The organism is Aquabacter albus (assembly GCF_040049275.1).
Lineage (GTDB): Bacteria > Pseudomonadota > Alphaproteobacteria > Rhizobiales > Xanthobacteraceae > Aquabacter.
The window spans coordinates 154,052-174,293 of record NZ_JBDZDT010000002.1 but is presented as its reverse complement, the minus strand read 5'-3'; the positions used below and the strand labels follow the sequence as shown (position 1 = coordinate 174,293).

19 protein-coding genes are annotated in these 20,242 nt (G+C 68.6%); 15 read left to right on the top strand and 4 right to left on the bottom strand.

The genetic code is table 11. The features are described from left to right. Positions 1 to 22 precede the first annotated feature (22 nt). Positions 23 to 772 carry a cobalt-precorrin-6A reductase gene (locus ABLE91_RS03900; protein WP_348928611.1) on the bottom strand — a complete coding sequence of 250 codons (750 nt, stop codon included), beginning with the start codon at positions 770 to 772 and terminating at the stop codon, positions 23 to 25. Between the two features lie 34 nt (positions 773 to 806). Between ABLE91_RS03900 and cbiE the strand changes: the two genes are divergently transcribed. From cbiE to cobM, 3 genes are read left to right on the top strand one after another with little or no spacing between them, the layout of a single operon-like run. Further along, positions 807 to 2,045: a precorrin-6y C5,15-methyltransferase (decarboxylating) subunit CbiE gene (gene cbiE, locus ABLE91_RS03895; protein WP_348929583.1), complete on the top strand. Its 1,239-nt coding sequence runs from the start codon at positions 807 to 809 to the stop codon at positions 2,043 to 2,045. Then, positions 2,042 to 2,425 carry a cobalamin biosynthesis protein gene (locus tag ABLE91_RS03890; protein ID WP_348928609.1) on the top strand — a complete coding sequence of 128 codons (384 nt, stop codon included), beginning with the start codon at positions 2,042 to 2,044 and terminating at the stop codon, positions 2,423 to 2,425. Before cbiE ends, ABLE91_RS03890 begins: the two co-directional genes overlap by 4 nt. Before the next feature lie 13 nt (positions 2,426 to 2,438). After that, complete coding sequence (gene cobM / locus ABLE91_RS03885; RefSeq protein WP_348928608.1) at positions 2,439 to 3,200, top strand: precorrin-4 C(11)-methyltransferase; 762 nt, start codon at positions 2,439 to 2,441, stop codon at positions 3,198 to 3,200. A gap of 86 nt (positions 3,201 to 3,286) precedes the next feature. Here cobM and ABLE91_RS03880 read toward each other — a convergent pair whose 3' ends face one another. Further along, positions 3,287 to 4,402, bottom strand: a complete 1,116-nt coding sequence (locus ABLE91_RS03880; RefSeq protein WP_348928606.1) for a cobalt-precorrin-5B (C(1))-methyltransferase — start codon at positions 4,400 to 4,402, stop codon at positions 3,287 to 3,289. A 338-nt stretch (positions 4,403 to 4,740) separates the two neighbouring features. Between ABLE91_RS03880 and ABLE91_RS03875 the strand changes: the two genes are divergently transcribed. The 4 genes from ABLE91_RS03875 to ABLE91_RS03860 all read left to right on the top strand — a co-directional run bounded on the left by ABLE91_RS03875 (position 4,741) and on the right by ABLE91_RS03860 (position 9,027). Beyond that, positions 4,741 to 6,048, top strand: coding sequence for a cobyrinic acid a,c-diamide synthase CobB (locus ABLE91_RS03875; protein WP_348928604.1), 1,308 nt, complete (start codon positions 4,741 to 4,743; stop codon positions 6,046 to 6,048). A gap of 146 nt (positions 6,049 to 6,194) precedes the next feature. Continuing rightward, positions 6,195 to 6,416: a hypothetical protein gene (locus ABLE91_RS03870; RefSeq protein ID WP_348928602.1), complete on the top strand. Its 222-nt coding sequence runs from the start codon at positions 6,195 to 6,197 to the stop codon at positions 6,414 to 6,416. 70 nt (positions 6,417 to 6,486) lie between these two features. Continuing rightward, on the top strand, positions 6,487 to 7,962 hold the full coding sequence (locus ABLE91_RS03865; protein ID WP_348928600.1) for an NAD-dependent succinate-semialdehyde dehydrogenase: 1,476 nt from the start codon (positions 6,487 to 6,489) through the stop codon (positions 7,960 to 7,962). Between the two features lie 141 nt (positions 7,963 to 8,103). Further along, entirely contained in the window at positions 8,104 to 9,027 is a 924-nt protein-coding gene (locus tag ABLE91_RS03860) for a hypothetical protein (protein WP_348928598.1), read from the top strand. Positions 9,028 to 9,215: 188 nt separating this feature from the next. Here ABLE91_RS03860 and ABLE91_RS03855 read toward each other — a convergent pair whose 3' ends face one another. After that, positions 9,216 to 9,998 (bottom strand): DUF4394 domain-containing protein, encoded by a 783-nt coding sequence (locus ABLE91_RS03855; RefSeq protein WP_348928596.1) that lies wholly within the window; start codon positions 9,996 to 9,998, stop codon positions 9,216 to 9,218. Between the two features lie 187 nt (positions 9,999 to 10,185). Between ABLE91_RS03855 and ABLE91_RS03850 the strand changes: the two genes are divergently transcribed. The 6 genes from ABLE91_RS03850 (at position 10,186) to ABLE91_RS03825 (ending at position 15,596) form a co-directional block, all read left to right on the top strand. Next, the gene (locus ABLE91_RS03850) at positions 10,186 to 10,752 is read left to right on the top strand and encodes a sigma-70 family RNA polymerase sigma factor (protein ID WP_348928594.1); all 567 of its coding nucleotides are present in this window, start codon (positions 10,186 to 10,188) and stop codon (positions 10,750 to 10,752) included. Next, entirely contained in the window at positions 10,749 to 11,558 is an 810-nt protein-coding gene (locus ABLE91_RS03845; protein ID WP_348928592.1) for an anti-sigma factor, read from the top strand. Before ABLE91_RS03850 ends, ABLE91_RS03845 begins: the two co-directional genes overlap by 4 nt. Positions 11,559 to 11,916: 358 nt before the next feature. Continuing rightward, positions 11,917 to 13,452 carry a signal recognition particle protein gene (gene ffh / locus ABLE91_RS03840; RefSeq protein WP_348928590.1) on the top strand — a complete coding sequence of 512 codons (1,536 nt, stop codon included), beginning with the start codon at positions 11,917 to 11,919 and terminating at the stop codon, positions 13,450 to 13,452. 206 nt (positions 13,453 to 13,658) lie between these two features. Next, positions 13,659 to 14,048: a 30S ribosomal protein S16 gene (rpsP, locus tag ABLE91_RS03835; protein ID WP_348928589.1), complete on the top strand. Its 390-nt coding sequence runs from the start codon at positions 13,659 to 13,661 to the stop codon at positions 14,046 to 14,048. A gap of 91 nt (positions 14,049 to 14,139) precedes the next feature. Beyond that, positions 14,140 to 14,676: a ribosome maturation factor RimM gene (gene rimM / locus ABLE91_RS03830; protein WP_348928587.1), complete on the top strand. Its 537-nt coding sequence runs from the start codon at positions 14,140 to 14,142 to the stop codon at positions 14,674 to 14,676. A 92-nt stretch (positions 14,677 to 14,768) separates the two neighbouring features. Beyond that, positions 14,769 to 15,596: an ABC transporter substrate-binding protein gene (locus ABLE91_RS03825; RefSeq protein WP_348928586.1), complete on the top strand. Its 828-nt coding sequence runs from the start codon at positions 14,769 to 14,771 to the stop codon at positions 15,594 to 15,596. A gap of 167 nt (positions 15,597 to 15,763) precedes the next feature. Here ABLE91_RS03825 and ABLE91_RS03820 read toward each other — a convergent pair whose 3' ends face one another. Then, positions 15,764 to 17,515 carry an amidohydrolase gene (locus tag ABLE91_RS03820; RefSeq protein WP_348928584.1) on the bottom strand — a complete coding sequence of 584 codons (1,752 nt, stop codon included), beginning with the start codon at positions 17,513 to 17,515 and terminating at the stop codon, positions 15,764 to 15,766. Positions 17,516 to 17,986: 471 nt separating this feature from the next. Here ABLE91_RS03820 and ABLE91_RS03815 point away from each other — a divergent pair, with 471 nt between their 5' ends. Together ABLE91_RS03815 and ntrB are read left to right on the top strand one after the other, a co-directional pair. Beyond that, on the top strand, positions 17,987 to 19,324 hold the full coding sequence (locus ABLE91_RS03815) for a CmpA/NrtA family ABC transporter substrate-binding protein (RefSeq protein WP_348928582.1): 1,338 nt from the start codon (positions 17,987 to 17,989) through the stop codon (positions 19,322 to 19,324). 26 nt (positions 19,325 to 19,350) lie between these two features. Further along, positions 19,351 to 20,241: a nitrate ABC transporter permease gene (gene ntrB / locus ABLE91_RS03810; protein WP_348928580.1), complete on the top strand. Its 891-nt coding sequence runs from the start codon at positions 19,351 to 19,353 to the stop codon at positions 20,239 to 20,241. Position 20,242: the final 1 nt, after the last annotated feature.

Below are 20,242 nucleotides of genomic sequence, written 5' to 3'. Positions count from 1 at the left end.
GGGGGGCAGCGCTGTCAGAAGCTCAGGATCTCTCCGCCATCACCCGCTCCACCCACGCCACGGCCTCGTCCAGGCTCTCCACCGCCTCCACCTCCGGCATGTCCGGCCGGCGCAGCAGCAGCACTTCGATACCGAGCGCGCGGGCGGCCGCCATCTTGGCGTAGGTGGCCGCGCCGCCGCTGTTCTTGGCCACGATGATCTCGATGCCATGGCCGCCGAGCAGCGCCCGCTCATCGTCTTCCGCAAACGGCCCGCGCGCCACCACATAGGCCGCATCCGGCACCGCCAGAGGCGGCACCACCGGATCGACGCTGCGGATGACATAGGAATGCTGTGGTGCCGCCGCAAAGGCGCGCACCTCATTGCGGCCGAGGGCGAGGAACACCCGGCGCGGAGCCTCCCCCAAAGCTTCCACCGCCGCCGGAACGTCCGCCACATCGCGCCACAGATCGCCCGCCTGCCGCGCCCAGGGCGCCCGGCGCAGGGCGAGCAGCGGCACGCCCACTGCCGCGCAGGCCGTAGCGGCATTGCGCGAGATCACGGCGGCATAAGGATGGGTGGCGTCGATGACCGCCCCGATGGCGTGATCCCGCAGAAACTGCGCCAGCCCTTCCACCCCGCCGAACCCGCCGGTGCGCACCGGAACGGGCTGGGGAACGGGATTTTCCGTGCGTCCCGCAAGCGAAAGGGTCAGCTTAAGATCATCGCGCCCGGCGAGGCGGCCGGCGAGGCGGCGCGCTTCCGCCGTGCCGCCCAGGAGGAGCAGCGGCATGGGTGATGCGCGCGGGATGGAGGCGGAAGCAGGCATGGGGCCGGAGACTGCCCCGGCACGCCCCTGGCTGTCCATCGTCGGCATTGGCGAGGATGGCGCCGCCGGTCTTTCCCCCGCCGCCTGCGCGCTCATCTCAGGGGCCGATCTGGTGTTCGGCGGCGCGCGCCACCTCGCTCTGGCCGGCGATCTGGTGAAAGGCGAAGCGCGGGCCTGGCCGGGCCCCTTCAGCGAGGGCATCGCCCAGGTGATCGCGGCGCGGGGGCGGACCGTGTGCGTCCTCGCCTCGGGCGATCCTTTCCTGCACGGCGTCGGCGCCACGTTGGCGCGGCATGTGCCGGCGGCCGAGATGCACGTCATTTCCGCTCCTTCCGCCTTCAGCCTCGCGGCCGCCCGGCTGGGCTGGGCGTTGCAGGATGTGGCCTGCGTGTCGCTGCACGGAAAGGAGATCGGCCGCATCCGGCCCCATCTCCATCCTGGCAGCCGCATCCTCGCCTTGACCTCGGATGAAAACGGCCCGGCGGCCGTCGCCGCGCTCCTGGCGGCGCTCGGCTTCGGCGCCTCGCGCATCATCGTGCTGGAAGCCCTCGGTGGCCCGCGCGAGCGGATGAGGGAGACGCGCGCGCAGGATTTCTCCCTGGCCGGGATCGACCCGCTGAACCTCCTCGCCATCATCGTGGAGGGCGCGGCGCCCGTCATTCATTTCGGGCGGGGCCTGCCGGACGATCTGTTCGAGCATGACGGGCAGATCACCAAGCGCGAGATCCGCGCCGTAACCCTCTCTGCCCTCGCCCCCCGCCGGGGCGAACTGCTCTGGGACATCGGCGCGGGCGCCGGCTCCATCGCCATCGAATGGCTGCTGTGCGATCCCTCGCTGCGCGCCATCGCCATCGAGGAGAATGCCGCGCGCGCCGCGTGCATCGCGCGCAATGCGGCCACCCTCGGCGTGCCGCACCTGCGGGTGGTGGAAGGTGCAGCACCTTCGGCCCTTCTGGGTCTTCCCCCGCCGGATGTGGTCTTCATCGGCGGCGGGGCGAGCGAGGAGGGCGTGCTGGACGCCGCCATCTTCGACCTCAAGCCCGGCGGACGCCTCATCGCCAATGCGGTGACGCTGGAGACCGAAGCCCTGCTTCTTGGCCTCCAGGCGCGGCTCGGCGGCGATCTCTTGCGCCTCGCCGTCACCCGCGCCGCGCCGGTGAAGGGCATGACCGCGTGGCGCCCCGCCATGCCGGTCACCCAATGGGTGTGGGGAAAGCCGCTGGAGGCCGCGGAATGATCGTCGCCGGCATCGGCAGCAAGCGCGGGGTGAGCACGGAAGACGTGCTGGCCGCCGTGGACGCGGCCCTCGCCCGCGCGGACCTCGGGCGCGGGGCGCTGGGCGCCATCGCAACGCCGGCGGTGAAGGGCGGGGAGCCCGGCATCGCCGCAGCCGCAGCCGCCTTGCGCCTGCCTTTGGTTCTGGTGCCGCAGACCCAGCTGGAGGCGGCAGCCGAGCGGGCGCAGACCCGCTCCGAGCGCGTCATCGCGCTGCTGCGCGTGCCGTCCGCCGCCGAGACCGCCGCCCTCGCCGCCGCCGGCCGCGAGGCGCGATTGCTGGGGCCGCGCCTCGCGCTCGGCCCCGTCACCTGCGCCCTTGCCACAGGGGGAGAGGCATGAGGGGAGCAGCCGCGTGACCGTCCATTTCATTGGCGCCGGCCCCGGCGCGGCGGACCTCATCACGGTGCGCGGGCGCGACCTGCTCGCCCGCTGCCCGGTGTGCCTCTATGCGGGGGCGACGGTGGCGCCCGAACTGCTGAGCCACTGCCCGCCCGGCGCGCGGCTGGTGGACACCGCGCCCCTCGACCTCGACCGCATCGAGGCGGAATATGCGGACGCCCACGCCAAGGGCCTCGACGTGGCGCGGCTGCATTCCGGCGACCTCTCGGTCTTCAGCGCGCTCGCCGAGCAGGTCCGGCGGCTGGAGCGGCGCGGCATCCCCTATACGCTCACTCCCGGCGTGCCCGCTTTTGCGGCGGCCGCGGCGGCGCTGGGGCGGGAGCTGACCGTGCCCGAGGTGGCGCAGAGCCTCGTCCTCACCCGCATTTCCGGCCGCGCCTCCGCCATGCCGGAGCGCGAGACGCTCCCGGCGTTCGCGGCGACGGGGGCGACGCTCGCCATCCATCTCGCCGTCCATGCCCTTGACCGGGTGGTGAAGGAGTTGATCCCCTTCTATGGGCCGGATTGCCCCGTGGCGGTGGTGGCGAGGGCCACATGGCCGGACGAGCGCATCGCGCGCGGCACGCTCGGGACCATCGAAAAGCTGCTGGCGGCGGAGCCCATGGCGCGCATGGCGCTCATCCTGGTGGGGCCGGCTCTGGGCGCGGAGGGTTTTCGCGAGAGTGCGCTCTACGACGTTGACTATGTGCGCCGGTTCCGGGGGAACGGGGAATGAGCGCTCTCCATTTTTCGGCGCGGCATCTCCCCTCGTTCCCCCTCCCCCTCAAGAGGGGGAGGGTTGCTAACGGCGAGGCTCCGCCCTCAGGCCCGTGCGAACTCTGCCCGGCCCACCTGCGCGCCCTCGCGGTCGAACACCACGATTTCCAGTTCCATGCCCTTGCCGGAAATCACACCGGCGGCGGCGGCCCAGGCGCGCTGCGCCACCACATCGCCCAGCGCCACCCCCTCGGCGGCGGCGAGTTGGAAGGCGTGGGCGACCGTGTTGGCGGCGGAGATGCGCGCCGCCAGTTCCGCAGAAGCGCCGGCGCCGAGGGCCAGCGCCGCAAGCGCATCGAGATCGGCGGCGCCGCGCTTGGAATGGAGGTCGAGAAGACCCTGCGCCAGCTTGGTCATCTTCGCCACCCCGCCGGCAATTGTGATGCGCGGGACGGGATGGCTGCCGAGATATTTCAGCATGCCGCCGACGAAGTCGCCCATATCGATGAGCGCCTCTTCCGGCAGGCCGTGGAGCTTCTGCACCGCCGCCTCGGAGGCGGAGCCGGTGGCGCCTGCGAGGTGCGTGAGGCCCATGGCGCGGGCCACATCGATGCCGCGATGGATGGAGTGGATCCAGGCCGAGCAGGAGAACGGGATCACGATGCCCGTAGTGCCCAGCACGGAGAGCCCGCCGAGGATGCCGAGGCGCGGGTTGAGGGTCTTCTGCGCCAGCGCCGCGCCGTCGAGGATGGAGATCTCCACCTCCGCGTCCGCCGGCACGCCCGCAGAAGCCGCCACCTCGGCGATGCCCTCCGCGATCATGCGCCGGGGCACGGGATTGATGGCCGGCTCGCCCGGCGGCAGAGGCAGGCCCGGCCGGGTGATGGTGCCCACGCCGTCTCCCGCGCGGAAGGTCACGCCCGCACCCGGCGCGCCGCGCCGCACCCGCGCCTGAACCAGGGCGCCATGGGTCACGTCCGGATCGTCGCCCGCATCCTTGACGATGCCGGCCATGGCGGTGTCCGCCTCCCGGCCGGTGACGGCCAGAGCGAAGGCCGGGCGCCCGCCGCCGGGCAGGGCCACTTCGACGGGATCAGGAAAATCGCCCGTCACCAGGGCTGCGAAGGCCGCCTTGGCCGCGCCCGCCGCGCAGGTGCCCGTGGTCCAGCCGCGCTTGAGTGGCCGGTCGGGCGGGGGGTCGAGGGCGATGTCTTCGTCCATGCGGCCCCTTATAGCGCAGCGCGCTTCATTCGCCCTCTCGCCTGCAAGAATGAAAACTCCCCGCCGGTTTTCCCCTCTCCCTCAAGGGCAACGATGCGATATTCGCCTAAGGACGTGAATGGGTTGGGTTTTCCACCTCTCCCCGAGGGGGAGAGGTCGACGCCGCAGGCGGCGGGTGAGGGGGCTCCGGCGTTTCAGGACTGGAGAGGGTGGCGCCCCCTCACCCCACCCCTCTCCCCCTCGGGGAGAGGGGGCACGGCGCTCACCCTCGAACTGTCCGATGAATATCGTAACGATCCCCCTCGGGGGGAGGGAGACTGCCCCACAGGGGGAAAGCCATGACCCGCGGCCTCATGATCGCTGCGCCGCGCTCCGGCTCAGGCAAGACCACCGTCACCCTCGGGCTCCTCTCCGCGCTGCGCCGGCGCGGGGTGGCGGTGCGGGCGGCGAAATCCGGGCCGGATTATATCGACCCCGCCTTCCACGCCGCCGCCACCGGGCAGCCGGGACTTAATCTCGACTCTTGGGCCATGTCGCCCGATTTGCTCGGCGCCATCGTCGCCGATGCGGCGGCAGGCGGGGAGATGCTGGTGGTGGAAGGGGCCATGGGCCTGTTCGACGGCGTGCCCGGCACCCCCGGCCGCTCGGGCGCGGGGGCTGACGTTTCCGCCCGCCTCGGCCTGCCCGTTCTGCTGGTGCTGGACGTCTCCGGACAATCCCAGACCGCCGCCGCCGTGGCGCGGGGCTTCATGGTGCACGATCCCGCCGTGCGCATCGGCGGGCTGGTGCTGAACCGGCTCGGCAGCACGCGGCACGAGCGGCTTATTCGCGAGGCCATGGCCCCCCTTGGTCTGCCCGTGGTCGGCGCCATCCCACGCACCGAGGCATTGGTGCTCCCCGAACGCCATCTCGGCCTTGTCCAGGCCGACGAGCACGGCGACCTGTCCGCCCGGCTTTCGGCCCTCGCCGACATGGCCGAGCGCCATCTCGACCTTGACGCCATCATCGCCCTCGCCGCACCAATGGAGACGCCGCAGGCCGATGCACCGCACCTGCCTCCGCCCGGCCGGCGTATCGCCCTTGCCAAGGACGATGCCTTCTCCTTCGTCTACGGCCACCTGCTCGCCGCGTGGCGCCGGCAGGGCGCGGAGATCATCCCCTTCTCCCCCCTTGCGGACAATGGGCCGGACGAGAGCTGCGATGCCTGCTGGTTGCCGGGCGGCTATCCCGAGCTTCATGCCGGCCGGCTTTCCTCCGCCGGGCACTTCAAGGCGGCCATGACCCGGTTCGCCCAGACACGGCCGGTGCATGGCGAATGCGGGGGCTACATGGCCCTCGGCACTGCCTTGGTGGACGCCTCCGGCACCGCCCACCCCATGCTCGGCCTTCTCGATCTTGAAACCAGCTTCGCCAAGCGAAAGATGACGCTGGGCTATCGCGAAGCTCACCTCCTCGCCCCCTGCCCGCTCGGGCCGGCGCGCGCGCGTGTGCGCGGGCACGAATTCCACTATGCCACTGTCACCGCACGCGGAACCGACGCGCCACTCGCCGAGTTGTCGGATGCGCAAGGCGTTGCTCTCGGCACAGAGGGCAGCCGGCGTGCGCATGTCACCGGCAGCTTCTTTCACGCCATCGCCCCTGCCTGACCCAACGGCAAGCTCCCGAAAGCTGCAGAATTTCAGCCGAAGACTTGCATTTACGGCATGTCTCGGCGGGGCAAACCGCGCTATACTATGCGTCAACGAGCCGGAACGGCCGTGTCGAGGAAACGTGCAGAATCGGAGGGCCTTAAATGCGGTGCCAGATGAAGGACGACGATTTCCGGGAAGCCATCCTTGAGATTGTCGGCGCGAAGGACGGACAGGCTATCATCATCCAGGTGGTCGGCGGCACGACCATCACCGGCTATGCGCCCTTGAGCGTCGGCCGAGACTATCTGCGCTGCCACATCTCCGGCGGCGACCATCACAAGGAGCAGATCGTCCCCTTCCATTCCATCACCTGCGTGCGCTAGTCCTTCTGCGGCACGTCACGTCGCCGCCCTGCCGAGAGGCGGGGGCCTTTCATTCGCCCAGAGGTTCCCCATGACCGTCCACGCGCCCATTCCCGGTGATGCCCCCGAGTTTCCCCTGATGCGCGAGAAGATGCTGATCGGCGGCCAATGGGTCGATGCCGATGGCGGCTCCACGGTGACGGTCATGAACCCCGCCACCGGCACCCTCATGGGCACCATTCCGAATGCCGGCGCGGCCGAGACGCGCCGCGCCATCGAGGCCGCCTCCGCCGCCTTCCCCGCCTGGCGCGCGAAGACCGCCGCCGAGCGCTCGGCTCTGCTGCACAAGCTTGCCGACCTTCTGATCGAGAACGTGGAGGAGCTGGGCCTCATCCTCACCACCGAGCAGGGCAAGCCGCTGGCCGAGGCCAAGGGCGAGGTGGGATCCTCCGCCGCCTATGTGCGCTGGTTCGCCGAAGAGGCGCGCCGGCTCTATGGCGACACCATCCCCTCCCCCTGGCCGGACCGCCGCATCCTCGTCACCAAGGAGCCGGTGGGCGTGGTGGCCGCCATCACCCCGTGGAACTTCCCCTCCTCCATGCTCTCGCGCAAGATCGGCGCGGCGCTGGCGGCGGGCTGCACGGTTGTGTGCAAGCCGTCCGAACTGACCCCTTATTCCGGCCTCGCCTGGGGCGTGCTGGCGGAGAAGGCGGGGATCCCGGCGGGCGTCATCAACATCGTGACCGGCGATGCCAAGGCCATCGGCGGGGAGATGACCTCCAACCCGCTGGTGAAGAAGGTGACGTTCACCGGCTCCACCCCCGTGGGCAAGCTGCTCATGAAGCAGTCCGCCGACACCATGAAGAAGATCTCCCTGGAACTGGGCGGCAACGCGCCCTTCCTGGTGTTCGACGATGCCGACCTCGACAAGGCGGTGGAGGGCGCCATCGCCTCCAAATACCGCAATGCCGGCCAGACCTGCGTGTGCGCCAACCGCTTCTACGTGCAGGCGGGCATCTATGACGCTTTCGTCGCCAAGTTCGCCGAGGCGTCCAAGGCGCTGAAGGTGGGGAACGGCCTGGAAGAGGGCGTGGTGCAGGGTCCGCTCATCGAGGAGCGCGCCGTGGGCAAGGTCGAGCGGCTGCTCAAGGATGCTTTGGACAAGGGCGGCAAGGTGGTCACCGGCGGCCACCGCCATGCGCTGGGCGGCACCTTCTTCGAGCCCACCGTCATCGCCAATGCGACGCCGGACATGGCCTTCGCCCGCGAGGAAATCTTCGGCCCCATGGCGCCGGTCTTCAAGTTCGAGACCGAGGCGGACGCCATCCGCCTCGCCAATGACACGGAATACGGCCTCGCCTGCTATTTCTTCACGAAAGACCTCGGCCGGGCCTTCAGGGTCTCCGAGGGGCTGGAATACGGGCAGGTGGGCGTCAATGCCGGCGTCATCACCACCGAGGTGGCGCCGTTCGGCGGCGTGAAGGAGAGCGGCATCGGCCGCGAAGGCTCGAAATATGGCTGCGACGACTATCTGAACATCAAGTACGTCTGCATGGGCGGGATCTGAGGCTTCTTCCCCCTTCCCAAGACAATCGTCATCCCCGGACTTGATCCGGGGATGACCCTCCCCCGTTAGCTCCACCTTGCGGCGCCACGTGGATGGCCGGGTCAAGCCCGGCCATGACGACGAAGGGCCGGAAAGCTCCTGATGAGAGTGCATCTCACCGCCTTCGCCCTCCTCCTCGCGCTTCTCTCCCCCTCTCTCGCCGGCCCCATCGCCGTCGATGTGCGCAATGACAGCGAGCCTGTCCTCTGCGCCGAGAAGGACAATGTCGCTCTCACTTTGACCTCATCGAAGGCCCGGCGCTTCCGCATCGAGGCCATGCATCCGGCCTATATCGGGACCATCAGCGCGGATCGCACCGCTGCCGACTGGACCCAGTGCGACATGTCCGGCGACCCGCGCGTGCCGGCAAAGCCGCGCACGCAGGTGCTCTACCGCTCGGCAAAATTCCGGCTCGTGGGCTTCACGTACGCTTCCTTCTGGCGGGCGCCGACCGTGCCGGTGAATATCGCCGGGCGCACGTTCGAGGGCCTGCACATGGTGCAGCTCTTCGTGCCGACGCCGCGCGGTTTCTATGAAGCGCTGGTCTTCTATCCGCCGGACGGCTATTGGCGCGCCCGCCCCTTGCCGCCCGCCCACCTGCCCATCGCCGCCTATGGCTCGTCCTTCCTGGTAGGCCCGGTGGAGACCGACGTGCGGCCGCTGGTGAAGCTGAAGGAGGTGGCGTTCGATCCTGATACCGCCACCTTCACCCTCGCCTTTGTTGCCGGCGGCAGCGCCCGCATGCGCCTTGCCGCCCTCGACCGGGAGCGCCTCGCCCTCGACGTGACGCTGGACGGCACTATCGACGGCCGCCCCTTCGCCGCGCTCCGCTCCATGTATGTGACGGCCTTCAACAATGATGCGGCGGCGGTGGCCTGGAAGCCGCCCGAGGCGCGCGGCTGGCGCGAGAGCCCCATCATGGACTTTCCGGGCGGGCCGGCGCTGGAGCTGTGGGCCGGGCGCACCACGCCCTCGCGGCACAATACCAGCGCGCCGGACATGGTGTTCGGGCCGTTCGGGGACTGAGCGCTTTTCCCAGAAGCACAACGCAATTCCCTCTCCCGCTTGCGGGGGAGGATTAGGGAGGGGGAAGTGTCGGCTCCTAAAGCTTGCAAGCGCCGTTCTATTGAGGGCCCCCTCCCCAGCCCTCCCCCGCAAGCGGGAGAGGGAGCGAGGCAGCCGTCGCCGGGGAGAGGTCGAACCCTACTCCCGCCTCACATCGCTTTCGCCGGCAAGGCGGCGATGTCGCGCACCGTGCCCTTGACGCCGTCGATCTTCGCCGCGGCCGTGCCCTTGCCAGTGACAAGATCCACCACATAGAGCGTGTCGCCGGACATGAGCCAGGCGGCATTCCCGCCAGTGCCGTCGGTGACGATGTCGAAGGCCGCGCCCTTGCCGGACATGCCGAGCTTGCCCACGGTGTTGAGCACGCCGTCATTGGGCGGGGCCTGCTTCAGCACCGCGCCGGTGGCGTCGATGTCGTAGAGAGCGGTCTCCTTGGTGCCCTTCATGGAATTGGTGTAGGCGCCCGCCACCACGCTGGGCTTTATCTCCTTCATGGGGTCCGAGCCGGCGAAGTTGAGATTGCCATCGCGGGTGACCTTGCCGTCATCCACATTCACCCGAAGGTTCGTGCCGTCCGAGCCGATGATGCGCAGGCGGTCAGCGACGGGGTTGAAATCGACGGTCGCCACGACGCCGGCCGGAAGCATGCTTTCCAGCTTGGATTTCTGCGTGGCCTTGCCGGTGGCGGTGTCCACCGTGACCACGGAGCCGTCATCAATCACGGCATAGAGCATGCCGTCGGCGGGGCGCACGTCGATGCCCAGCACTTTTCCGGAGATGCCGGAGATCTTCCAGCTCTTGTCCACCTTCTTGGCCTTGGTATCGACCATGGCGATGGTGTCGTCGCCCACCAAAGCGGCGACGGTCTCGGCCTTGGCGCCCGCAATGGCCACGGTGGCGAGCAGCGAGGCGAGGAGGGTCTGTCTCAGCATGTTCGTGTCTCCCGTTGAAAGCCGGCCCGATCAGCCGGTCGAAGGGGCTACACGGCAGGAGCGGGGGCGGATGCGGGCCACCTCAAAAAAAAATCCTCGCTAAAAATTCAGCCGCAAAATCGCTGCCCCCTGCATCCGTTTGCCCTCCCCGCGTGTAGGCTCTCCCAACGGGAGCGAAGGACGGCACATGAAAGCGGCATCCGGGAGCGCAGCGGAGGGGGGCTTCGATATGGAAGCCTCCATCATCGCCTGCGCGCGCGGTGAGCGCGCCGCCTTGCACGCCATCTATCAGCGCGAGGCCGCGCAGATGCTGGGCGTCGCCCGGCGGATGCTGCGTCGGCAGGCGCTGGCGGAGGAGGCGGTTCACGACACCTTCGTCCTCGTCTGGCGGCAGGCGGCGACGTTCGATCAGGCGCGGGGCGGCGGGCGCACCTGGATCTACGCCATCCTGCGCAACCGCTCCCTGAACATCCTGCGCGGCGAGAAGCGCACCGAGCTGATCGAGGATTACGAGCCGCTGGGCCTTACGAGCGAGGAGGAGAGCCCGGAGGGCGCCATGCTCCGCCTGTCCGAGACCGGCCGGCTCAAGAGCTGCCTGGAGCGCCTGGAGCCCCTGAAGCGCACCGCCATCGTGCTCGCTTATGCCAACGGCCTCACCCATGGCGAGCTGGCGGGGCGGTTCGGCGTGCCGCTGGGCACCATGAAATCCTGGATCCGCCGCGCATTGCTCACCCTGCGGGAGTGCATGGCATGAGCGCGCAGGATCTCACCCCCGAAGACTTCGACCGCCTCGCCGCCGAGCATGTGCTCGGCCTGCTGGATGCGGACGAAGAGGTCCGGGCCGCTGCCCTCGTAAAGGACGATCCCGCCTTCCGCGCGGCGGTCGAGGACTGGCGCGCGCGTTTCGCTGAGCTGGATGCCACCGCTTTGCCCCTTGAGGCGCCGGACGCTTTGCTGGCGCGCATATCCGCCACCCTGGATGCGACGCCAGCCGCGGCGCCGGAAGCCGAAGTGGAGCGCGCACGCCTGCGATCCGTGGAGACGCCCGCCGGCACGGCCGCCCGGCCGGCCACCTTGCCCCCGCTTGTGCCGAGCCCGGCCGGCGCCTTCTCGGCCCTGTGGCGCAATCTCGGCTTCTGGCGCTTCGCGAGCTTCGCCGGCGCGGCGGCGACCGTGCTGCTGGCTCTCGGGGTCATTATCGGCCCGCTCGGCCGGGGGCCGGCACCGGCCTTCGTGGCGGTGCTCATGAGCCCCCAGGGCGAGCCGGCGGCGGTGGTGAACGCTTTCGCCGACGGCACGGCGGAGCTGATCCCGCTGCGGACCATCCCCGTGCCGGAGGGGCGGACCCTGGAAGTGTGGACCCTGTGGGACCCGGCCCGCGGCCCGGTCTCCATCGGTCTCACTGGCGAGGCCCGCACCATCCGGCTGAATTTGAGAGACCTGCCGCGCACCGCGCCGAACCAGCTGTTCGAGATCACCCTTGAGCCTCAAGGCGGCTCGCCCGTCGGACGGCCCACGGGGCCGGTGCTGATGAAGGGAACCACCAGCGTGGCTTTGTGAGGACCGGGCGAGGCTTGCGCCTCGCCTTCCCCCTCCCTGCCCTCCCCCGCAAGCGGGAGAGGGTGAAATCGGAGGGGCCGGACATCATCTCCAACCGCGCCGATGCGCCCCCTCTCCCGCTTGCGGGGGAGGGCTGGGGAGGGGGAAGGCCGGAAGAGACAGCGCCGCCATTGTCTCGCCCGCCTTCCGGTGCTAAGAACGCGCCCTTCAAGAGGACGGCCACGCCGATCCAGCCGACCGGGACCTGATCCCGGAGGCCACCGCCCGACAGCGCGTTGCGCCCTCGGGCGCGTTCGGCGTTGGGCGCATTCTCGCGAAACACCTTCGGTCGCAAGACCGGAGATCACCGGACGGACCCATGTTCGACAGCCTTTCCGACCGCCTCGGCGGCATACTCGACAAGCTCAAGCGACGCGGCGCGCTCAGCGAGGCGGACGTCGGAGAAGCCATGCGCGAGGTGCGCCGCGCTTTGATCGAGGCGGACGTCGCCCTCGATGTGGTGCGCGAGTTCATCGAGAAGGTGCGCGCGCGGGCCGTCGGCGTCGAGGTGGTCAAGTCGGTGACCCCCGGCCAGCTGGTGGTGAAGATCGTCCATGACGAGCTGGTCGCCGTACTGGGCTCGGACGCGGATCCCATCGACCTCAACGCCCCCGCCCCCGTGCCGATCCTCATGGTCGGCCTCCAGGGTTCGGGCAAGACGACGTCCACCGCCAAGATCGCCAAGCGCCTGTCCGAGAAGGGCAAGAAGCGCGTGCTGATGGCCTCCCTCGACACCCGCCGCCCGGCCGCCATGGAGCAGCTGGCGACGCTGGGCACACAGGTGGGCGTGGCGACGCTGCCCATCGTTCCCGGCCAATCCGCCGTGCAGATCGCCAAGCGCGCCATGGAGGCGGGGCGCTTCGGCAATTACGACGTGGTGATGCTGGACACCGCCGGCCGCGTCACGCTCGATGAAGCGCTGATGGCCGAAGTGGCCGAGGTGAAGGCCGCCACGAGCCCGCATGAAGTGCTGCTGGTGGCCGACAGCCTCACCGGCCAGGACGCGGTGAACACCGCGAAGGCGTTCGACGGGCGCGTCGGCCTCACCGGCATCATCCTCACCCGCGCCGACGGCGATGGCCGCGGCGGCGCGGCGCTCTCCATGCGCGCCGTCACCGGCAAGCCCATCAAGCTCATGGGCACCGGCGAAAAGATGGACGCGCTGGAGGATTTCGATCCCAAGCGCGTCGCGGGCCGCATCCTCGGCATGGGCGACGTGGTGGCCCTGGTCGAGAAGGCCGTCGAGAATATCGACATCGAGAAGGCCAAGGCCACCGCCGAGAAGATGCGCAAGGGCGCATTCGATCTGGAGGACCTGCGGGACCAGCTGGCCCAGATGCAGAAGCTCGGCGGCATGTCGGGCCTCATGGGCATGCTGCCCGGCGTCGCCAAGATGAAGAACCAGATCGCCTCGGCGAACATCGACGACAAGGTGTTCAAGCGCCAGACCGCCATCATCAATTCCATGACGCGGCACGAGCGGCGCAACCCGAAGGTGCTCGACGCCTCCCGCAAGCGCCGCGTGGCCGCCGGCTCCGGCACCAAGGTGGAGGAGATCAATCGCCTCCTGAAGATGCACCGCCAGATGGCGGACATGATGAAGGCCATGGGCTCGGCCGGAAAGCGCGGCCCCATGGCCGGGCTCGCCAGCATGTTCGGCATGGGCGGCGGCGCGCCCTCGCCCGAGGCGCTCCAGCAGATGGCAGAGAAGCTGCCGGGCGGCGCCGGCGGGCTGCCGCCCACCATGCCCGGCCTCGGCAAGGGCCTGCCCCCCACCTTCCCCGGCAATCTGCCGGGCCTGGGCGGCGGCCTGCCGCGCGGCCTTCCTGGACTGGGAGGCTCGAAGAAGAAGTGAGCTCCGGCTCCCCATGAACAGCCGTCATGCCCGGGCTTGACCTGAAGTCGGATGTTTCCGACTTCAGCTCCCCAAGAGGGAAGTCGGCAACAGCCGACTTCCCGGGCATCTCCGCGACCACCGGGGGATCCCCGGATCAAGTCCGGGGATGACGAATGTGAAAACGACGAAAACGCAGAACCCGAAGACTTGAAAGGAAGAAGACCATGTCCCTGAAGATCCGGCTCGCCCGTGGCGGCGCCAAGAAGCGTCCTTACTACCGTATCGTCATCGCCGACGCCCGCTCGCCCCGCGACGGCCGTTTCATCGACCGCATCGGCACCTTCAGCCCGCTGCTGGCCAAGGACGCGGAGAACCGCGTGGTGCTCGACGTGGAGAAGGCCAAGGCCTGGCTCGAAAAGGGCGCCCAGCCCACCGACCGCGTCGCCCGCTTCCTGGACGCCCACGGCCTGCTGAAGCGTGACGCCCGCAACAACCCGAAGAAGGCCGAGCCCGGCAAGAAGGCCCAGGAGCGGACCGCCGAGCGCGCCAAGAAGGAAGAGGCTGCTGCCGCCGCGGCTGCTGCCCCGGCCGAGGAAGCCGCCTCCGCCGAGTGAGGCTTTTCGCCTGACGGCATGCCATGGCCGGGCTTGACCCGGCCATGGCCGCTTACAGGGTTAGGGTTCCGTTATAGGGTTCGCCCATCCAATGACCGACCGTGTCCTCATCGCCCGGATCGGCGCGCCGCACGGTGTGCGGGGCGAGGTGCGGCTGTTCGCCTTCGGCGACGACCCGCTCGCTCTGAAGCACTATGACCTCACGGATGCGGGCGGGAAGCGCGCCTTCCACATCGCGACGATGCGCGCCGCCAAGGACCACTTCGTCGCCCGGCTGAAGGGCGTCGACGACCGCAACGCGGCCGAGGCCCTCACCAATACCGATCTCTACGTCTCCCGCGACGCCCTGCCTCCGGCCGATGACGAGGACACCTTCTACCATGCCGACCTGATCGGCCTTGCCGTGGAAGACCCGGCGGGGATGCGGCTCGGCACCGTCACCGCCATGTTCGATTTCGGCGCGGGCGACATCCTGGAATACGCCCCCGAAGGTGGCGGCAAGACGCGGCTTATCCCCTTCACCAAGGAAGCGGTGCCGGTGATCGATATCCCCGGCCGCCGTGTGGTGGTGGTGGAGCCCGCGGAAACGGAAGGCGAGGAAGAAGCGGAAGAGGACAAGCCGGATTGACGGCGGCGCGCGGGTTTCCTCCCTAAGGAGACGTTGCGAAACCAGGACGTCCCGGGTCTGATGGGTGCCTGAAGGCCGCTGGGAGAGGAAGCATGAGGCGCCGCCATCTCATTGCCGGCCTTGGAGCCACGGCGCTCGCTGCCACCGAACGGCCCGGCTCTGCCGCAGCTCCCGACTACCGCGTCGGCTCCGCCCTCCCCGACCCGCCCTTCGAGCTGATGACCGATAAAGGCCCCATCGGCTTCGACATGGACCTGACCCGGCTCATCGCGAAGGCGCTTGGCCGCCCCTGGCGCCTCGTCCCCTATGAGGGGGCCAACTTCAACGACATCTTCGCCGGCCTCGGCGCCGGCACTTATGACTGCATCGCCTCCGGCACCACGGCGACGCGCGGGCGTGCGCAGATCGTGGATTTCTGCGCGCCTTATGCGGTTTCTGGCCAGTCGCTGGTGGTGAATGCGAAGCGCCTGCCGAAGGTCAAATCCATCGATGACTTGAAGGGCCTCACCATCGGCGTCCAGGCCGGCAATACCAGCCAGCCGGTGGCGGACAAGCTGGTGGCGGAAGGCCGCGCCGCGGCGGTGAAGGTCTATGCCTATGACCAGATCGAGACAGCCCTCGGCGATGTCTCAGCGGGCCGCTGCGATGCCGTCATGAAGCTCGCGCCGGTGATGCAGTATCTGCTGCGGTCCTATCCCGACCTCAGGATCGTCCAGACCGCCATCACCTGCGAATTCCTCGCCATCAGCGTGCGCAAGGGCGATCCGCTGCGGGACGATATCAACCGCATCCAGGCGGGCTTCGCCCAGGACGGGACGCTGGACCGCCTGATCGCCAAATGGCTAAAAGCGGGCACGGCAAGCATCGCCGGCGCGGACACGCTGTTCCCGCCGGAGATGCTGAGCGCCGCGTTCCGCTGAGGGCTCTTCACCTGGACGAACCGTCATGCCCGGGCTTGTCCCGGGTATCCACGTCTCGCCCCTAAGCAGGCACCCAGCGGAGCCTCGTGGATGACCGGGACAAGCCCGGCCATGACAGCCGGCACTTGGGCACGGCCGATGCTTGGCAGAACTGCCCGTACCCATCATCACACACTGCCGTGTGTGACCTTCCCGTTCATCAGCGTCAGGTCGATCTTCGTATGGGCGATGTCGTGGACGCTGCCCTCGAAGATGTTCTTCTCCAGCACGACGAGGTCGGCCAGCTTGCCCGCCTCCAGCGAGCCGATCTTGTCTTCCATGCGGATCTGGTGGGCGCCGCCCATGGTGCTGGCGTGCACCGCCTGGACCAGCGTAAGGCGCTCCTCCTCGGGGCCGAGCACCGGGTTCGTCGCCTTGCCGATGAGCTGGCGCGTCACCGCGATCTGGATGGAATCCAGCGGCTTGTAAGTGGAAAAATAGCCCGCCGCCGGCCAGTCGGTGCCGAACGAGACGCGCCCGCCGGACTTCAGCGTGGACGCGACGCGGTAGAGCTTCTTCTGCCGCTCACCATAGCGGTCCTTCAGGATCTCGGACGTGTCTGGGTCCGCCGAGAACCAGTTGGCGGAAAACTGGGAGTTCACCCCCAGCTTGGCGAAGCGCGGAATGTCCTGGTCGGTCACATAGACGAGGTGGGCGATGGAGTGCCGACGCTCGCGTGGCGGATTGGCCTTGATAGCCTTCTCGATGGCGTCGAGCGCCACACGCGCGGTGCGGTCGCCGCAGGCATGGATATGGACATCGAAGCCGGCGGCGTCCGTCATGCCCACCAGCTTCGCCCACTCTTCTTCTGAGAAGGGCGAGGCGCCGGAGAAATCGGGCTTGTCGGAATAGGGTTCCACCAGCCAGGCCGTGTAGCCCTCCTGCGTGCCGTCGCCGATGATCTTCACGAAATTGACCTGCACCAGCTCGGACGACACCTTCTTGCGGATGTCCTGGATCTGCTGGACCGCATCGTCGATGGGCGGCGACTTCACGATACAGGAGCCGACCACGCGGAACGGCAGGCGGCCGCGCTTCTCGGCGTCCACATAGACGTTGAGGATGGTCGCCTGGTCGCTGCCGATGGGCGGCACGCCCGCATCGAAGATAGAAGTGATGCCCGCCGCCGCCGCCTTGGGCAGCCACGCCTCCATGAGGCCGCCGAGGGCCGTGAGCGAGATGGGCTCGATGGCGTTCACCACGGCGAGCACCGCGTTCACCTCCAGCACATAGCCGGTGGGATAGCCCTTCTCGTCGCGCACATAATAGGAGAAGCGCGGGATGGGATCCGGCGTGTCCTTGTCCACCTTGGCCATTTCCAGCGCCTTGCTGTTGGCCCACAGGCTGTGGCCGTCAATGGCGATGAAGAAGGCCGGCCGGTCCGGGATGATCTTGTCGAGGTCCTGCCGGGTGGGCCCCTCGGGCGGGAACATGTCCACCCGCCAGCCGAAGCCGCGGATGGTCCCCTTGGGGTTCTCCTTGGCGAAGCGCGCGATCGCGGCAAGTGCCTCCTCGCGGGTCGGCACCTGGAGGTCCACGCCGGCGGTGAGGAAGGAGCCGAGGAAGGGATGGATGTGCCCTTCCACGAAGCCGGGCATGACGAGGCGGCCGTTCAGCTCCACCACCTTGGTGCCCGCCCCCTTCAGCTTGTCGATGTCAGCATTGGAGCCCACCGCCGAGATGGTCTTGCCGCTCACGGCCAGCGCCTCGGCCCAGGGCTGCGCCGGGTTCTGGGTGTAGACCTTGCCACCCCGGAAGATGATGTCGGTGCCGGCGGGCGCGGTCTGCGCCAGGGCTGCAAAGGGCGCGGAAGACACCGCTGCCGTGGTTGCCACCGCGGTGCAGGCGATGGTGCCGCCCATGAAACGCCGGCGGCTCATCCTGAAGCGGGGCTCCGTCACGGCGTCCGCTGCGAAACCGCCCAAGGCTTCATTCAGGCTGCAATTGATGCACATGTTCCGCTCCCGCTCGCGGCCCCCGCCGGGCCGCCGGCATGTTGGACCGGGGGCGGACCCCGCCGCAAGACTCCCGCGGCACCGTGACCTCTGCCGGTGCTGCATCCGGCATCACCTGCCATTTTTTTGCGCATGCGAAAGGATAATTTCGCACCTGCTCACATCTTGAGCATCGGCGCTTTCCATAACAATTCCAATTCATTGGTGCACCGCACACCAATTGGCACGCCTCTTGAATAAGGAATACCGAGCGCATCGACGAAGATCGCGCCGATCCAATTGTCCCAATGGCGGGACCCGCAGCAAAGCCGCTGACACCCGATGGCCAAGGCGCCGTCGTGAGTCCGCGGCTTTTTTCGTTTCGGGCCGTCGTAAGGCGACCAACAGGGGAACAGAATGACCGACGCTTCCGACCAAAAGCCCGGCCCGGCCGTGGCCCCGCTGTCCCGCCGCTCGCTCCTGAAGGGCAGCGCCGCCGCCCTCGGCACGGCCGCCCTGTTCGACGCCGCGCGCCTGATCTTCCCCGGCGGCGTGCCCTCCGCTCATGCGGCAGCGCCGGAAACCACTAAGGCGGTGCTCGGCTATATCGCGCTGATGGATGCGTCTCCTTTGGTGATCGCCAAGGAGAAAGGGCTGTTCGCCAAGCATGGCGTGCCCGACGTGGAGGTGGTGAAGCAGGCCTCCTGGGGCGCGACCCGCGACAATCTCGTGCTCGGCGGCGCGGCCAACGGCATCGATGGGGCGCACATCCTCTCGCCCATGCCCTACCTCATCTCCACCGGCAAGGTGACGCAGAACAACACGCCCGTTCCCCTTTATCTGCTGGCGCGCCTGAACCTCGACGCGCAGGCGGTCTCGGTCTCCAACGAATACAAGGACCTGAAGGTCACCACCGACGCCTCCGCCCTGAAAGCCGCCTTCGCCAAGAAGAGGACGGACGGCAAGGAAGTGAAGGTCGCCATGACCTTCCCGGGCGGGACCCACGACCTCTGGATCCGCTACTGGCTTGCCGCCGCCGGCATCGACCCAGACAAGGACGTCTCCACCATCGTCGTGCCGCCGCCCCAGATGGTGGCGAACATGAAGGTGGGCAACATGGACGCCTTCTGTGTGGGCGAGCCGTGGAACGAGCAGCTCGTCAACCAGGGCATTGGATTTACCGCCTGCACCACCGGCGAGATCTGGAAGAACCACCCCGAGAAGGCGCTGACCCTGCGCGCCGACTTTGTGGACAAGAACCCCAACACCACCAAGGCCATTCTGAAGGCGGTGATGGAAGCCCAGCAATGGTGCGACAAGATGGAGAACAAGCAGGAGCTCGCCGAGATTGTCGGCAAGCGCCAGTGGTTCAACGTCCCCGTCGCCGACATCATCGGCCGCCTGAAGGGCGACATCAATTACGGCAACGGCCGGGTGGTGAAGGGCTCCGACCAGTACATGAAGTTCTGGATGGACCATGCGTCCTATCCCTTCCAGAGCCATGACACCTGGTTCCTCACCGAGGACATCCGCTGGGGCAAGTTCGAGCCGACGCTCGACGTGAAGGCGCTCATCTCCAAGGTGAACCGCGAGGACCTGTGGCGCGAGGCCGCCAAGGACCTGTCGGTCGCCGCGGCGGACATCCCGGCCTCCACCTCGCGCGGCAAGGAGACCTTCTTCGACGGCAAGGTCTTCGATCCCGCCGATCCGGCCGCCTATCTCAAAACCCTCACCATCAAGCGCGTCGAAGTCTGACCGTCGGAAGCTCGGGAGCCACACGCATGTCCGTCACCGCCCTGAAGGAAACGCCGCAGCCGACACGGCGCGCCAGCGCCGAGGTGGTCCGCCTCGCCCCGGCGCGTCCACCCGCCTCTTCGCGCCTCATGTCCGCGCTGAGGTGGTTCGCCGCGAACGTCATTCCCCCGCTGGTGGTGACGGTCCTGCTGCTCCTGCTCTGGGAGCTGCTCTGCGCGGGCCCGACGGCGACGCTGCCGCCGCCGAGCCGCATCTGGACGGAATCCAAGGACCTCATCCTCGATCCGTTCTTCGTCGCCGGCCCGCAGGATATCGGCCTCGGGCTGCGCGTGCTGGTCTCGCTCCAGCGCGTGGCGGTGGGCTTCGGCCTCGCCGCCGTGGTCGGGGTGCTGATGGGCGCCATCATCGGCCAGTCGGTGTGGGCCATGCGCGGCCTCGACCCCCTCTTCCAGATGCTGCGCACCGTGCCCCCGCTCGCCTGGCTGCCGCTGGCGCTCGCCGCGTTCCGCGACAGCAACCCCTCGGCCATCTTCGTGATCTTCATCACGGCCATCTGGCCCATCATCATCAACACGGCGGTGGGCATCCGGAACATCCCGCAGGACTACCGGAACGTGGCGCAAGTGTTGCGGCTGAACCCGCTGGAATTCTTCTGGAAGATCATGCTGCCCTCGGCGGCGCCCTACATTTTCACCGGTCTTCGCATCGGCGTGGGCCTGTCCTGGCTCGCCATCGTGGCGGCGGAGATGCTCACCGGCGGCGTCGGCATCGGCTTCTTCATCTGGGATGCGTGGAACTCCTCCCGCCTGCCCGACATCATCGTCGCCCTGGTCTATATCGGCGTCGTGGGCTTCGTCCTCGACCGCCTTGTGGCCGGCATTTCCGCCATCGTCACGCGCGGCACCGCGGCGTCTTGAG